Source organism: Mycobacterium sp. Dal123C01, from assembly GCF_052566995.1.
This window is the reverse complement of the sequence record NZ_CP199580.1, coordinates 3,769,529-3,783,656: the sequence shown is the minus strand read 5'-3', so window position 1 is coordinate 3,783,656 and position 14,128 is coordinate 3,769,529. Positions and strand designations below refer to the sequence as shown.

At 64.1% G+C, this 14,128-nt stretch carries 15 protein-coding genes; 3 read left to right on the top strand and 12 right to left on the bottom strand.

Annotated features, from left to right (window positions below; all coding sequences use genetic code 11):
- Nucleotides 1–16: 16 nt before the first annotated feature.
- The 4 genes from ACTXG5_RS17825 to efeU all read right to left on the bottom strand — a co-directional run bounded on the left by ACTXG5_RS17825 (nt 17) and on the right by efeU (nt 4,826).
- On the bottom strand, nt 17–541 hold the full coding sequence (locus ACTXG5_RS17825) for an OsmC family protein (protein ID WP_445160049.1): 525 nt from the start codon (nt 539–541) through the stop codon (nt 17–19).
- Between the two features lie 163 nt (nt 542–704).
- Nucleotides 705–2,012: an iron uptake transporter deferrochelatase/peroxidase subunit gene (efeB, locus tag ACTXG5_RS17820; protein WP_445160048.1), complete on the bottom strand. Its 1,308-nt coding sequence runs from the start codon at nt 2,010–2,012 to the stop codon at nt 705–707.
- 2 nt (nt 2,013–2,014) lie between these two features.
- Nucleotides 2,015–3,187: an iron uptake system protein EfeO gene (efeO, locus tag ACTXG5_RS17815; RefSeq protein WP_445164481.1), complete on the bottom strand. Its 1,173-nt coding sequence runs from the start codon at nt 3,185–3,187 to the stop codon at nt 2,015–2,017.
- 34 nt (nt 3,188–3,221) lie between these two features.
- Nucleotides 3,222–4,826, bottom strand: coding sequence for an iron uptake transporter permease EfeU (gene efeU / locus ACTXG5_RS17810; RefSeq protein WP_445160047.1), 1,605 nt, complete (start codon nt 4,824–4,826; stop codon nt 3,222–3,224).
- A gap of 172 nt (nt 4,827–4,998) precedes the next feature.
- Here efeU and ACTXG5_RS17805 point away from each other — a divergent pair, with 172 nt between their 5' ends.
- Nucleotides 4,999–5,415 (top strand): hypothetical protein, encoded by a 417-nt coding sequence (locus ACTXG5_RS17805; protein ID WP_445160046.1) that lies wholly within the window; start codon nt 4,999–5,001, stop codon nt 5,413–5,415.
- Between the two features lie 7 nt (nt 5,416–5,422).
- On the opposite strand, the gene ACTXG5_RS17800 is transcribed toward ACTXG5_RS17805, so the two are convergent.
- Entirely contained in the window at nt 5,423–6,256 is an 834-nt protein-coding gene (locus ACTXG5_RS17800) for a DUF3097 family protein (protein WP_445160045.1), read from the bottom strand.
- 192 nt (nt 6,257–6,448) lie between these two features.
- Here ACTXG5_RS17800 and ACTXG5_RS17795 point away from each other — a divergent pair, with 192 nt between their 5' ends.
- The gene (locus ACTXG5_RS17795) at nt 6,449–6,733 is read left to right on the top strand and encodes a DUF3349 domain-containing protein (RefSeq protein ID WP_445160044.1); all 285 of its coding nucleotides are present in this window, start codon (nt 6,449–6,451) and stop codon (nt 6,731–6,733) included.
- On the opposite strand, the gene ACTXG5_RS17790 is transcribed toward ACTXG5_RS17795, so the two are convergent.
- From ACTXG5_RS17790 to ACTXG5_RS17765, 6 genes are read right to left on the bottom strand one after another with little or no spacing between them, the layout of a single operon-like run.
- Nucleotides 6,730–7,686 carry a patatin-like phospholipase family protein gene (locus ACTXG5_RS17790; RefSeq protein WP_445160043.1) on the bottom strand — a complete coding sequence of 319 codons (957 nt, stop codon included), beginning with the start codon at nt 7,684–7,686 and terminating at the stop codon, nt 6,730–6,732. The two genes, ACTXG5_RS17795 and ACTXG5_RS17790, sit on opposite strands and share 4 nt — an antisense overlap.
- Nucleotides 7,683–8,753 (bottom strand): ABC transporter ATP-binding protein, encoded by a 1,071-nt coding sequence (locus ACTXG5_RS17785; protein WP_445164480.1) that lies wholly within the window; start codon nt 8,751–8,753, stop codon nt 7,683–7,685. The genes ACTXG5_RS17790 and ACTXG5_RS17785 overlap by 4 nt, the downstream gene beginning before the upstream one ends.
- 2 nt (nt 8,754–8,755) lie before the next feature.
- Nucleotides 8,756–9,598: a carbohydrate ABC transporter permease gene (locus ACTXG5_RS17780; RefSeq protein WP_445160042.1), complete on the bottom strand. Its 843-nt coding sequence runs from the start codon at nt 9,596–9,598 to the stop codon at nt 8,756–8,758.
- Nucleotides 9,585–10,547 (bottom strand): carbohydrate ABC transporter permease, encoded by a 963-nt coding sequence (locus tag ACTXG5_RS17775; protein ID WP_445160041.1) that lies wholly within the window; start codon nt 10,545–10,547, stop codon nt 9,585–9,587. Before ACTXG5_RS17775 ends, ACTXG5_RS17780 begins: the two co-directional genes overlap by 14 nt.
- Complete coding sequence (locus tag ACTXG5_RS17770; RefSeq protein ID WP_445160040.1) at nt 10,544–11,869, bottom strand: ABC transporter substrate-binding protein; 1,326 nt, start codon at nt 11,867–11,869, stop codon at nt 10,544–10,546. Before ACTXG5_RS17770 ends, ACTXG5_RS17775 begins: the two co-directional genes overlap by 4 nt.
- Nucleotides 11,859–12,872 carry a sigma-70 family RNA polymerase sigma factor gene (locus ACTXG5_RS17765; RefSeq protein WP_445160039.1) on the bottom strand — a complete coding sequence of 338 codons (1,014 nt, stop codon included), beginning with the start codon at nt 12,870–12,872 and terminating at the stop codon, nt 11,859–11,861. Before ACTXG5_RS17765 ends, ACTXG5_RS17770 begins: the two co-directional genes overlap by 11 nt.
- 186 nt (nt 12,873–13,058) lie before the next feature.
- On the opposite strand from ACTXG5_RS17765, the gene ACTXG5_RS17760 reads away from it, so the two are divergent.
- Entirely contained in the window at nt 13,059–13,415 is a 357-nt protein-coding gene (locus ACTXG5_RS17760; protein ID WP_445160038.1) for a DoxX family protein, read from the top strand.
- Here ACTXG5_RS17760 and ACTXG5_RS17755 read toward each other — a convergent pair.
- Nucleotides 13,412–14,065, bottom strand: coding sequence for a hypothetical protein (locus ACTXG5_RS17755; protein ID WP_445160037.1), 654 nt, complete (start codon nt 14,063–14,065; stop codon nt 13,412–13,414). The two genes, ACTXG5_RS17760 and ACTXG5_RS17755, sit on opposite strands and share 4 nt — an antisense overlap.
- Nucleotides 14,066–14,128 lie beyond the last annotated feature (63 nt).

The window sequence follows — 14,128 nt, the reverse complement described above, 5'->3', positions numbered from 1 at the left end:
CTTCCCGTCGAGAGGATTAGTCGAGGACGAGCGTCGAGTCGACGCTTGCCGGGCGACGGAACGTATTCACCACGGGCGACCAGGCGATCGCGTTGTCATGGATCTCCTTGAGCGTCTCGTCGTCGGTGTCGCCGGCCAACGACACCTTGCAGCGAACCGCGCTGAAGCCGAGCACCTTGCCGTCCGGGGTGTCGCCGACTCCCCACACTGCCGAGATGTCGATGTCGCCTTCCATCTCTACCTCGATTTTGGTGAGCCGCACGCCGCGGTGCGTGGCATTGGCCAGCAAGCCGACCGAGATGCAGGACCCCAAGGCGGCCAGGGCCGTTTCGGAGGGATTGGGCGCGGAGTCGTCGCCGAGTAAAGCCGGCGGCTCGCCGACGAGCATCGGTACCAGGTCGCGCACATAGGTCATATTGCGAAACCCAGCCTCACAAACCGTTTTGGCTTTCAGGGTCTTCTTGCCGGTGGTGGGGTTGGCCTTGGCGTTACACGACAGCCGGTCGAGCCCTTCTGCGTCGATGACAAGCGCGTCGGTCATGGAGTTCCTCCGTTTCTCGCTGATTTTGGTCTCCACGCCGTTAGTGCTCGGCGGGCGCCAGTGCGTGACGGTCGGTCGGATTGATTTACCGAGACGACACGAAACATCACATGCCTGAAACGCCGCGGTCGCCGGTGGCTGGCCGCGCGCCGGCGAGATTTGCTCAGCCGAACAGACTCTGCCCGATGTAGTGGCCTTCCGCCGGCGCGGGCGGCACTGCGAAGATAGCTGATCCGATGTGGCGGATGTACTCGTTGAGCAGATCGTTGGCGCCGAGCCGGTTCTGCAGACGAATAAAATCTTGTGGATCTTTTTGGTACGAAATGAACAGCAATCCGGCGTTGAGTTGGCCATTGGGGTCGAGGCCATCGGTGTAGTTGTACGGCCGTCGACGGATCATGATGCCGTCATTGTTTTCCCGGGCGGCCAAGCCGACGTGTGACAACGGATCGATAAGCGGGTTGCCGTCGGCGGCTTTCGCGCTGAAGTTCGGCGTGTCGAATTCGGCCTTGCCGCTCAGCGGCGCCCCTTCCTCCTTGGTACGGCCGAAAATCTTCTGCTGGTTGCCGATCCGGTCGACGTCCCACGTCTCCAGCAGCATCCGGATTTTGCGGACGACCTGATAGGTTCCGCCGTTCATCCAGGGCTGGTCGCTGTTGTCGACCCATACGAAACGGGCGTACTCCGCCTCGCTGGTGACGTTGCGAGTACCGTCCTTGAATCCCAAGAGGTTTCGCGGAGTCTGCTGACCGGGGCCGGCCGAAGCTCGTCCGAAGCCCAGCACGGCCCAGAAGGGCGACACGATATTGCGGCCAAGGCGGGCCAGGTTGCGGACGGCGTGGTAGCAGACCTGCGGGTCATCGGCGCAGGCTTGTACCGACAGATCGCCACCGTGCAGACGGGGATCCAGGTTGTCTCCGTTGAGCGGCGGTAGATCGGTAAACGCCGTCGGACGCCGCGTGCCGAGTCCGAACCGATCGCCAAACAGCGAGGGCCCCAACCCAATCGTGGCGGTGAGACTGGCGGGGCTGAGCCCGTAGGCCTCCCCGGTATCGGTGGGAGGCTGCACTTCGACCTGCGGCTGGACAGTTCCGACGGGCTTGCCCTGCTGCAGGACAGCGATCGCCGCCGACCAGCGCGCCAGCAGCGCTTGTAGATCGGCGCGACCGGCACTCGAAGCCAGCGAGAACGACATGAATACGGCGTAACGCTGTGGGAGCGTGGCGATTCCGCCCTGGTGGACCTGGCCGTAAAAGGGATAGCTGCGACGCAGGTCCACCGTGTCGTCATCGTCACCACGATGCGCGGCCGCGGATGCATAGCCCGCGAACCCGCCACCGACGGCGCCGACGGCGGTCCCGGTGAGCCCGGCCACCATGGCGCCGCCGAGCATGCGCCGGCGCGATACGGCCGCGGTGTCGGCCGGCGTCTCGGCGTTGTCGGCGGGTTGAGCCAGCTCGTCGTCAGCCATTATCAGTTAGCGGAGACCACTTTTTGAGCGACCGTGGACAGGCTCTGGTGCAGCGGCTGAATCACCGCGGTCAGTTTCGGTGCATCGCTGGCCTGCAGTGCGGGCGTGTACGTCCGGTAGCCGCCCAGCGCCGACGGATCTCGGTAGCCGTCCAGCACACTCAGCACCGCCCGGAATTGCTGATCGATCTGGTTGACCAGATTGGCGTCGATCTTCTCCAGCCCCGGCCGCAGCGAAGCGTAGGCCTGTTGAGCACCTTCGACATTGCCCGAAAAATCGACCAGGTCAATGTGACTGAACGCCTCTTCTTCGCCGGTGATCTTGGTGTTTTGCACCTCTTCGATCAAATCGCTGGCGCCGTTGGCCAAATCCTCTGGCTTGTATTGCGAAGTGGCGACCACGTCTTTCAATTTGCCGACGTTACTGACCAATTCGGTGCTCAGAGCCTTAGTGCCGGGAGTGATCGCGCCGCCCTGCCAGAGGTCGCGCTCGATCGCGTGAAAGCCCTTCCACCCGACTTTGGCATCGACGGGAGTCGACGCGCGCATGTCGATCAGATAGTCCAGGCTGCCCGCGTTGTCGCCGACCGCGAAGCCCGGTAGGACGAAACCCTCTACCGTGGATTCCGCACGCTCGTAGAACAGTCGGGCCTTGGCGTAGGCCGCCTTCGAGGCGTCCAGGTTGCCCGACTGTATCGCCGCGTCGAGTGCCTTCACGCCGTCACCGAGCTGACCGACCTGATTGACGATGTACGTTGCGTAGTCCTTGGTGCCTTGGCTGAGGATGCTCGCCACCGTGCCCGTCGGCCCTGGTGGTGCCTGACCCGTCACCGTCAGTGTTTGATATTCGGCGCTGGCGCCGGGGCAATACAGCTGATAGGAGCCGCCATCCAAAGTGAGGGTGAACGACACTGGATCCAGGCCGGGCGCGAGGTTCTCCTTCTCACCGACGATGCGCTGGTCCCTGAGCAACTCCACTTCGGTGATGCCCGGGGCGTTGGCGTTGACCACGGTGAAGGTCACCGGCCCGGCCGGCACGCTGGTCGTGTTCAGTGCGCAACCATCTTTTCCGCCGTTGTTGGCCATCGTCACCTTGACCGCATTGGTTCCACCACTCGTTGACGGGCTGGAGTTGCCGTTCGAGTGGCTGCATGCGGTCGCGGCGAGCGCCACCACGGCGACCAAAGCCGGTGCGGTCAGCCAGAATTCACTAGACTGCCACCTTGCCCGGGCGGTGCGATTCGCTATCAATCGTTTTCCTCTCCTGGTCGGCTCGCGTGTTGCCGCGCATCGAGATTATGGCGCCAAGGGCGCAGGCCAGCGCAAAACAGGCTAGTACCAACGGAAGCCAGACTCGCCATAGCTGGCTCTCCGCGTGCTTTTGGGCACCTACCGCGATCTGGGCGGCGGTCGACCGGTCGTCGGCGCTGGCCGTGGACCAATCGGTCGGCAGCCCGCCAAGGCTGACGGTCTTGGCCCCGGTCAGCCCCCCGCCGGTCAGGATCGCCGTGCGGTTGCTCGTCGCTTGCGCACTTACCACGGAATCACCGTGTGCGAGCACGGTATACACGGTGGTCGTTGCCCATTGCCCCAGAAACGGCCCCGGCGTACGGCCAACCGCGAGACCGACCGGCAGCCGGCCCCCCGTCATGCTGAGCAACTGATCCAAGGTAACTGCCGGCGCACCATCGGCCCCCTCAGCCTCGGAAGCCTGCCATAGCTGTACCGGCAAGCCGTCCACGGTTTGGTCGCCTGGCGGGGCAAGCGGGATGCTGTGTTCGTTCCCGATGCCCTCGGAGACGATCAGCGTGCGGCTCTGTAGGCCCCCGGCCAGCGACACCCGGGCGGTGTGGCCGGCCCGGTCGGTGACGGTGCGAGTCCGCGCGTCGGGTGCGGTGCCGCCGACGGGCACCACGATCGCCAGCACCGCAGCGACGATGACCAGCACCGCCGAGGTCGCCGCCAGCAACCGGCACCGCGTTCGCGGCGCCGCGGCAAGGCGTGACGGCCATAGGAAGACGGCGAGCACGGGCACCGCGTAGAGCAGCCAGCCCAGCACCTCGATGAGGCGAGGGTCGGTGGGTATTCCGAACAGGCCGGCAAGCAGCGCCCCCAGGACCGACTGGCTCGGTGCCCAGGCCGAGAAGTCGAGCACCTGCTGCTGACCGATCGTCACCCAGCCCGCCTCGTGAGCGGTCCGCAGCGCGCCGAGCACCAACCCCGCGGCGATCAGCACCAAAAACGCGCCGGTGACCCGAAAGAAGCGGCCCAGATTGAGCTTCAGACCGCCGAAGTACAGGCCGATGCCCAGCGCGATCGACGCCCCGATCCCCACTGCGCCGCCCAGCACGGCGAACCAACGATTGCCGTGCGACGTCTCCGCGGCCGCCAGCAGGAACACCGACGTCTCGAAGCCCTCCTTGAGCACAGCAAGGAATGCCATAGCAACCAGTGCCAGCGCGCCGCCACGATTCAGGGCCTGTTGGGCTTCACGCTCGAGTTCGCCCTTGAGCCGCGGGGCGTTGCGGTTCATCCAGATGATCATCGAGGTCACGAACACCACGGCAATGGCATTGATGACCGTCTCCATCATCTCCTGCTGGGTTTGCGGCAGCGTCGCCGAGAACAGATCCAGGCCGACGCCAACCGCGATGCTGATCAGCACGGCTAAGACCACGCCGGCAAACATTGGACGCGTCGATTGGCCATTTCGCTTGAGGAAGGCGGCAACGATGCTCACGATGAGCGTCGCCTCCAGGCCTTCACGCAGGCCGATGAGGAACGTGCCGAGGAAAACGCCGAATACGCCCTGCATGCATCCGATTCCTGTCCCGTGGATCGGGACCTTCGGCTTAGCCTATCCAAACTTTCAGCCGTGATCAGGCCGCGGTTTCGGCCTCAGCGCCGGGGTGAGGATGGCGGCCACGGACCCACCGGACCTGCTGGCCCGATGTCACATCCACCGACGTTGCACCGTCATAGCTGTCATGAATTTCATCTTGTACCGCGTGTGTTTGTTTGTGCTGACGCTGACGGGCGTGTTTGTCGGCTGCTGGGCGTATTTCGCTCCGCTGAGTTGGTACAACACCTTTCCCGGCATGGGCCTGAGATGGCTTGCTGTCCTCGGCCCGTACAACGAGCATCTCGTCAAAGACGTCGGCGCGATGTACCTGGCGCTGACTGCATTGAGTGCCCTGACGCTCGTCTATCTCTCAAATCGGACGCTACGGATTGTCACCGCGCTGAGCTGGACGACGTTCAATCTGTTGCATCTGATCTATCACCTGCCGATGCTGCACATGTACGGAGCCCGCGACGCCACCCTCAACGCGATCGCACTGGGCGGGGTTCTGCTCTGCTCAGCGGCGCTGGGTCTCCCCGCCCGGTCGAATGGGCCGAGGTGAGATTTCCCTAGTGGCCCGGTTGCGTCACGAAGTCGATGAGTTCTTCGACTCGGCTGATCAGCGCAGGTTCCAGATCGTTCCAGTCGCGCACGCGCGAGCGGATTCGCCGCCATGCCCTGGCGATGTCGGCCTGGTCAGCGTGCGGCAAACCGAGCGCCTGGCACGCGCCGTGCTTCCACTCGATGTGTCGCGGCACGTCGGGCCAGGCCGCCAGACCGAGCCGCTGCGGCTTCACCGCCTGCCAGATATCGACATAGGGATGGCCGACGACCAGACTGTCGGGGCCGCCCGGTCCCCGGCGCACCGCCTCGGCGATCCGCGCCTCTTTCGAACCCGCGACGAGGTGATCGACGAGAACTCCGAGCCGGCGCCCCGGACCGGGAGCGAACTCTGCCACGATGCCGACCAAGTCGTCCACGCCACCAAGGTGCTCGACGACGACACCTTCGATGCGCAGGTCCTCGCCCCAGACCTGCGCGATCAGCTCCGCGTCGTGCCGGCCCTCGACATAGATACGGCTGGCGCGCGCAACTCGCGCGCGAGCGCGCGGTGCCGCGACGGAGCCCGAGGCCGTACGGTTCGCGACGGCAGGGGCCGCGCGCCGCGGCGCGGTGAGGATCACCGGACGACCCTCCAGCAGGTAACCGGGCCCCAGCGGAAAGCCGCGGACGTGGCCATGGCGGTCTTCCAGGTCGACGCGTCCGTACTCGACTCGAACCACGGCACCGACGTAACCGGTCTCGACATCCTCGACGACCGTGCCCGGCTCAGCGGGATGTTCGGTCGAGCGCGGCTTGCGCCGACCGGTGGCCAGAATGTCGGTTCCGTAGCGATCCATCACGCGGCAATACTAGGAACGCTCACGGCCAAAATTCGTTAGGGCGCGCCCACGGGCGCCGGCCGAGTAGGTGTTAATAAAAAGAAAAGATCAACGCGGGACACGTAAGGACTACGTTGCTTTGCCTCCAAACGATGTGGCCGCTGCTACCTTACTTAGAGCGCCTAACGCGCGGCAGTTAAACGAGGTGGACGCATGGGAATGGCCGATCGGGTGTCGAGGATTGTCGCTTTTCTGCGCGCCGGCTACCCGGCCGCGATGCCGGCGACCGGCTACACACCGCTGGCGGCACTGTTGCCCCGGCGTCTTGCTGACGACGAAATCGTCGCTATCACAAGCGAATTCGTGGCTCGGGGACCTGCACGCATCAGCTCCGTCGATGTCGGAGTCGCGATCTTCCGGATCACGAACGAGATGCCCTCACTGGATGACATCAAGCGCGTCGAACGCCGACTTGATGCGATCGGCGCGCAGCGCTAGTCCTGTGCGACCGGGCCGCCGCAGGCCGCCAGATAGTCCGCATAGTTCCACGCCTTCAAGAACTCTTGGCCAGCGAGAAATCCTCGCTGATACAGCGCGTCGCGTTGTTCGACGGTGATGTCGAAGTCGATCGGACTCACCTCCTCGGCGGGCACGAAGATGGTGCGTCGCACCGTGCATGGATCGTCGATGTAGGCGTTGTCCTGATTGCTCACCAAGGTCTCTATCGCGGCGATGCCCAACGAAACCGGCCCATGCACCGGATAGGTGGGTGGAATGCCCGGCCGCGCCGACAGCCGGATCCCGAATGTGGGCCATCGCGGCTGGGCCCGGTCGAAGAGCTGTACCGGGAAGCTCGACAGCAGCCCGCCGTCGACCCAGGTAGCACCGCCCACCCGCACCGGCTCGAACATGTAGGGAATCGCCGCCGAGGCGTGCACCGCGCGTGCTACCGAGAATTCGTCGGGGTCGATCCCATAGGAGTCGAGGTCCCACGGGATGCGCACCAGCCGACGCCGGGACAGATCACTGGCGGTGACTACCAGCGACCACGCGAATTGTTCGGGCCCCTCGCCGGTGCGCAGGTCGCCGAAGGTGTGCACGCCCAGATCGCCGAGCAGGCCGGCCAGCACATTTTCGAGGTGGGCTCCGCGGTAGACGCCATCCGACACCAGCAGTGATAGTCCCCCACCGATGAGCGGTATGTGCCCGACCAGGTTGCGGTCCAAGAACTTTCGGTAGTCGAGAGAACGCATGATCTCGGCGAGCCGGCTCAGTGGTTCGCCGGCGGTCTGCAGGGCGGCGACCAGCGACGCGACGATCGCTCCCGCGCTCGTCCCGGCAACTCGAGGAAACCGGTATCCGGCCGCGGCCAACGCGTCCACCGCACCGACCAGGCCAATACCCCGAACACCGCCGCCTTCGCACACCAGATCGACCGACGCCGTGTTCACGAAATCCGCTCGCCGTCGACCCCGAAGAAATGCAGGTGTCCGGGTTCTGGATGCAGTCGCACCCGACTGCCCTTTTGGGGCGGATTGCGACCGTCGGCGCGGGCGACCACGTATTGATCGATTACCTTCGCGGAGCCGGCGATTCGGCCATACAGGTAGGCATCGGCCCCGAGTTCTTCGACGACGTCGACCTCCATCTCGACACCAAGACCGCCCACCTCGAAGTGCTCCGGACGGACCCCAACTACGATGTCGCTCGCGCTGTCGGCGACCTCGCGCGGTAGCTGGATCGGCCAATCCCCCAGCGACACCGTGGAATCGACGATCGGCAAAGTGAACAGGTTCATCGCCGGAGAGCCGATGAATCCGGCGACAAAGACGTTGGCGGGGTTGCGGTAGAGCTCGCGTGGTGCCGCGAACTGTTGCAGCACGCCGTCGCGCAGGACTGCCACGCGGTCACCCATCGTCATGGCCTCGACCTGGTCGTGGGTGACGTAGACCGTCGTGGTGCCGAGCCGTCGCTGCAACGCGGCGATCTGATTGCGGGTTTGCACCCGCAGTTTGGCGTCGAGATTGGACAGCGGTTCGTCCATCAGAAACACCTGCGGGCGCCGCACGATCGCGCGTCCCATCGCCACCCGCTGGCGTTGCCCACCGGAGAGATCTTTGGGTTTGCGACCCAGATACGGTTCCAGATCAAGCATTTTCGCCGCGGCCAGCACCCGGTCGCTGATCTCGGCCTTCGGGATTTTCGCAATCTTCAACGCGAAACCCATGTTCTGCGCGACCGTCATATGCGGGTAGAGAGCGTAGTTCTGGAACACCATCGCCACGTCGCGATCCTTGGGATCGACGTTGGTCACGTCGCGCTCGCCAATACGGACGCAGCCGGCGTCCAGCGTTTCCAAACCGGCCACCATCCGCAGCGAGGTCGTCTTACCGCAGCCCGATGGCCCGACCAGAACGACGAACTCACCGTCGCTGACAAAAAGGTCGAGACCATCCAGGGCCGGCCGATCAGTGCCCGGATAGCACCGCGTCGCTTGCTCAAAACTCACCGAAGCCACTGTCACCCACTCATTCCGGTCACCGCGATACCACGAACAAACGAACGTTGCGAGATCGCATAGAGGACGACCAGCGGCACCATGATGAGCATCGAGGCCGCCATGATGATCGGCCAGCGCGCGACGTACTCCCCCCGTAGCCGGACCAGCCCAAGAGTCAGCGTGGCCAGGCTATTGCGCTGAATCATCAACAGCGGCCACAAAAAGTCATTCCAGACGTTGACCCAGGTGAGCACGGCAAGCACCATCACCGCGGGCCGGGCATGGGGCAGCAGAATCCGCCAGTAGATCTGCCACGGCGAGCAACCGTCGAGAATTGCGGCTTCCTCGAGATCGCTGGGAAGCGTTTGGAAAAACTGCCGCATCAGGTAGGTGCCGAACGCGCTACCGAACAAGCCCGGCACGATCATCGACCACGGAGTGTCGACCCACCCCGCGATCCGCATCAGAATGAACTGCGGGATCACGGTGACGGTCAGGGGAACCATCAGGGTGCCGAGGTACAAGACGAACAACGTGTCGCGGCCGCGAAACTGCAAGCGCGCAAAGGCGTATCCGGCCAGCGAGCAGAAGAAGACCTGGCCGGCGGTGACGCAGCCGGCATAGAGCACGGTGTTGAAGAACATCCGCCAGAACGGCATCAGCTTGAACACCTCGGTGTAGTTCGACCACTGCGGGTTGGCGGGGAACAACGTCGGCTCGCTGATCTCGCCTTCCTTTTTCAACGAGCCCGAAACCGCCCAGGCAACCGGGAACAGCCAGCACCATGCGATGCCGACCAGCGCGGCGTAGGCCGGAACAGCGCGAAGAACGCTGCGCCTGACCACGTGCTCAGCTAAGGCCACGGGAAGCCTCCCAGGAACGCCTGCGGGTGATCCGCAACTGCAGCACGGTCAGCACCAGCAGGATCGCGAACATCACCCATGCCAGGGCCGAAGCATAGCCGAACTCCAGGAACGAGAATGCGTGCTGGAACAGCATGATGCCCAGAACATAGGTGGAGGTCTCCGGCCCACCGTTGGAGCCGTTGAGGACATAGACCACATCAAAGGCTTGGAACGCGTGGATGATTGAAATGACCCCCACAAAAGATATCGCACCGCGGATGAGCGGGACCGTGATGAAGGCGAACTGCCGTATCTCGCCGGCGCCGTCGATCTTGGCTGCCTCATAGACGGTCTCCGGAACTCCCTGCATCGCGGCCAACAAGATGACAGTGGCGAACGGAACGCTGCGCCACACACTGACGATGCACAACGAGGCCATCGCCCAGTTGGGGTCGACCAGCCACGGGATCGGGCCGATGCCGATCCAGCCGAGCATGATGTTGAGCAGCCCGTCGTCGGTGTTGAAGACGAACTGCCACACGACCGCCATCACCACCGACGAGATGGCCAAGGGCATGAAGACGATGGTCCGAAAAACCCCGATGCCCTTGACTTTCTGGTTTAGCACAGCGGCAACGACGAGGCTGATGAAGATCGTCGGTACAACCGTTCCGACGGTGAAGACCACGGTGTTGCGGATGGCGATGAGAAACAGCGGATCAGAGGTGAAAAGTTGTTGGAAGTTCCTTAGGCCCACAAACTTTGGCGGGTTGAACACATCCCAGCGCTGAAAGCTCATGTACAACGAGAAACCGAGCGGAAACAGCATGAACACCGTGACCGCGAGCAGGTTCGGTGCGACGAACAAGCGACCGGCCCATTCGCGCCGGCGCGAGGGACGAGGTCTTTTGACTCGTCGTTGCGCGCCGACCGGCGCGGATTTCGCTGAGGTGTTGGTCGACGTCATGGGTTCTGCAGCACCTCGTCCACGGCGTGCGATAGACCGGTCAGTGATGTCGCCGGGCGGGCCCCTCGCAATACGGGTCCCATGTTCCGGTCCATCAGCGCAACGATTTTTTCCCATGCCGGTGTGACAGGCAGGCCTTCGGAGTGGGACGGCCCTTCGGTGAGCACGGCGAGATTTCGAATCCTATTGTGGGCCTTGGCGAATCCGTCCGAATTCAGCACAGACCGTAACACCGGCACGAAGAGGCAGGATTCAGCGATGATCGCCTGACCGACGGGGCCGGTGGCGAACTTGACAAACTGCCATGCCTGATCCTTGCGTTGGCTGCTGGCCGAGATGGACAGGCCGGTGGTGCCGATATTGGAACGGGCGCTTTGCCCCTTGGGCAGCGATGGTCCTACCGGCGACGGGGCGACATCGAAATCCAAGTCTGCAGCTCGGATGAATGTTTGGTATCGCCAGTGGCCGCCCAGCGCCATCGCCGCCTTGCCGGACGCGAACAGATCAGGCGTGGACATCGACTGCACCTCGGATGCGTTGGGCGCCGCCTTGTACTTGTTGGCCAGGTCGGCGTAAAACTGCACCGCCTCCATGAACGCCTCGTTATCGAAATTGAAGTGGGTCGGATTCTTCCGCGGGCTAGACCATGACACGCCGTTGTTCAAGGCGAACAATCCGGCCGAGTAGTACGAGACAAAGGTGTTGACGAAGCCCCATTGCGTAACTCGGCCCGATCCATCGCGCTTGGTCAACGCGATAGCCGCGTCCCGGAATTCACCGAAAGTCCAGGTCTTATCCCAGGCCGTCGGCGGAGCCGGCACTCCGGCGTCGGCGAAGAGCTGCCTGTTGTAGAACAAGTAGTTTCCGGACCATTGCTCCGGAAAAGCGTATTGGCCTTCGTTGAAGGTGAACGTGTCATACAACGGCCCAACGCTGTCCGCTCTCAACTGCGCCGCGAACGCCTGGTCGCGCGCCAAAGAGTCGTTGAGGTCCAGCAGCACGCCCCGGTCAGCCAGCTCGGCATAGGACAACTCCCACGTTTGCAGGACATCCGGACACTTGCCGCCGGCGCAAAAGGTCGATAGTTGCTGCATCACGCCCGGCCCGGAAAGTACCGGGCGAATTTTGATGTCGGGATGACGGCGCTGAAATTCGTGGACGACGCGCATCCGGGCGGCGGCCTCGTCCGGGTTCGCGGAGAAGAAGAAGGTCACGGCGTCGTCGTCGGAAGCACAACCGCCGGCCCACGGCGCCAAAGCCGCCGCGGAGAGCGCGCCAGCGCCCCGCAACAGATTCCGCCGTCCGAACGGCTTACCGAGCATCGTGCTCCCGTACTCGCCCCATCGCCGACGACTGCGCCGGCCGTGTCTCATGTCCTTGGTACCCGAAGGGACTTAACGGTGCCTGAGACGGCCACCCCGGCAGCGCGAGAATGGCCCGGCGCAGGTGGTCGGCGTCGGCGGTGATGTCAATCGCGTGAATGCGGCTATCAGCCCCGATGCCGATCTGCAACAGGATCTGCGCCCGCCCGTGCGGCGCGATGACGATGCCGGGCACACCGTCGACCAGCATGACGACACCGGCCCGCGCGCGCTGGGCGAATCGACGGGTCTCCTCGGCGACCTCACGTGCTCCACGCAACTCGGTCGGCACGTCATCAGGAACCAGCAGCCGGTCGACCCTGCGCACCACGTCGGGAGCCAGCAGCTCGAGCAACCTGGCGATGTCGCCGCCGCGGGAGGCCGCCAGAAAGGCTTCCACGATCTCGAGGTGCTGGGCGACGAGCCCGGGTTGGGCGGGCGAGTTGTCGTGCAGCCGCGATCGGGCCCGACTCGCCAGCTTCTTCGCGGCCGTCGGCGACCGGTCCAACACGTCGCCGATCGCATCGAAGGGCACGGCGAAAACGTCGTGCAGGATGAACGCGACACGCTGCGCGGGCGAGAGGCGGTCCAGCACGACCTGCATGGCGCTGCTGACCGAGTCAGCCAACAGCGCATCCTCGTCCGCCGGCGCTGACGCCGTGGCCGCCAGCCGGTCGAATTCTCCCGCGTCGGCCAGCGGCTGCTCGGCACGGCGCTTGCGCACTCGAAGCTGGTCGAACGCCTCGTGCGCGGTGATCGTCGTGAACCAACCAGTCAGGTTGGCAATGTCGCCGATGCTGTCGAAATCCGCCCGACTGGCCTTCAGCCAGGCCGATTGCACCGCATCGTCGGCATCCGCGATCGAACCGAGCAGCCGAAACGCCACCGCCCGCAAGTGCTGACGGTCCGCGTCAAACCGGTGTGCCAGATCGGTGAGGTCCAGCAGATTTTTGGTTGCGCTCATGGGTCACCTTCTCCGCACGGGAGTCGTCAAGAAGATGACCGCATCGATCGAACTCTCCGTCCCGAGGAGACCAGCACCATGACCCTACCGATTGTGCGCCGCAGCACGCACAGCACCCACGCGGCTCGCCGGTGCCGAAATAGCTGCACCGCAACGGATTGAACGAAGGAAAAGGAGCTGATTCGAATGCACACCGCATATCTTGTGATCACGCTGATTACCGCGATTATCACCGGCGGGATCGCCGTCGCCGACTTCATCCCCGCGGGATTCGTCCTGGCAAACTCGGCCGAGGTCGGTGTTCCTCGTTCGTGGTTGCCCGCACTGGGGGCGGCAAAGCTAGCCGGAGCCGTCGGGCTGGTTGTCGGGATCGTGGCGCTACCGGCTGTAGGTATCGCGGCCGCGGCCGGCCTGGTCCTGTTCTTCGTCGGCGCGGTGATGACTCACCTCAGGGCACACGTCCTGTACAACATCGCCTTTCCCGGCGCGTTCCTGTGCCTGTCGGCAGCGTCAGTGGCGCTGCTGATCGGTGAGCCCTACTAGCTGGTCATTCGGGTCTTGACGGCGTCGTCCTGCTTCTTGGCGACGTCAAGCACGAAGTCCTGCGGAGCGGCGTCGTTGGGTCCGCTGTCGAACTCCAGATCGACAACGACCTTGCCCTCGGCGAACACCACGTAGGTCACCGATTTGGTGTTATCGGGCGACGGGCCGACCACGATGATCCCGTTCGTCCCGACCTCGAACGGCGCTGGGGTACCGGTGACGTATTTGCCCAGCGACGACGGGCGGTCTTTAGCCCCTTGCGTAGCCGAAGCCGGATCGGTGAAGACCACGAGGAGGTCGTCGATGGTGTGGGTCTTGGCGTTGTTGCTGAAGGTCACCGCCACCCCGGCCACGCCGCCGGGGTTCTGTTGCGGCGGACCCAATGTCGTGTCAGCGCCGATATCGCTGGCCTGGATGAGCAAGTTGGAGTAGTCGCCCAGTGGGGCCGTCCCCGACGGCGCCGCGCTCGATGCCGACGAGGATGCTGCTGAGCTCGACGACGCCGCTGAGGTCGACGATGATTTCGACGACGATGACGAGGAAGCTGGTTTTTCGTCTTTGCCGCAGCCTGTCGTGACAGTCAGCAGGGCGGTGATCGCCACCCCAACCCCGACGGTTCGCACCACATTCATCGTTTGCTTCCGCTCCATGACAGCTATTTCTACGGCACCCATCACCCCCACGGCAATACGTGCAACCATGCGATGCGCGTC

Excerpts from the sequence above, each read along its gene's own strand:
- ACTXG5_RS17795 (WP_445160044.1), top strand. The coding sequence starts at position 6,449 with ATGGGAATGGCCGATCGGGTGTCGAGGATTGTCGCTTTTCTGCGCGCC.
- efeB (WP_445160048.1), bottom strand. The coding sequence starts at position 2,012 with ATGGCTGACGACGAGCTGGCTCAACCCGCCGACAACGCCGAGACGCCG.
- ACTXG5_RS17805 (WP_445160046.1), top strand. The coding sequence starts at position 4,999 with ATGAATTTCATCTTGTACCGCGTGTGTTTGTTTGTGCTGACGCTGACG.
- ACTXG5_RS17770 (WP_445160040.1), bottom strand. The coding sequence starts at position 11,869 with ATGCTCGGTAAGCCGTTCGGACGGCGGAATCTGTTGCGGGGCGCTGGC.
- ACTXG5_RS17775 (WP_445160041.1), bottom strand. The coding sequence starts at position 10,547 with ATGACGTCGACCAACACCTCAGCGAAATCCGCGCCGGTCGGCGCGCAA.
- ACTXG5_RS17755 (WP_445160037.1), bottom strand. The coding sequence starts at position 14,065 with ATGGAGCGGAAGCAAACGATGAATGTGGTGCGAACCGTCGGGGTTGGG.
- ACTXG5_RS17765 (WP_445160039.1), bottom strand. The coding sequence starts at position 12,872 with ATGAGCGCAACCAAAAATCTGCTGGACCTCACCGATCTGGCACACCGG.
- ACTXG5_RS17825 (WP_445160049.1), bottom strand. The coding sequence starts at position 541 with ATGACCGACGCGCTTGTCATCGACGCAGAAGGGCTCGACCGGCTGTCG.
- efeU (WP_445160047.1), bottom strand. The coding sequence starts at position 4,826 with ATGCAGGGCGTATTCGGCGTTTTCCTCGGCACGTTCCTCATCGGCCTG.
- ACTXG5_RS17760 (WP_445160038.1), top strand. The coding sequence starts at position 13,059 with ATGCACACCGCATATCTTGTGATCACGCTGATTACCGCGATTATCACC.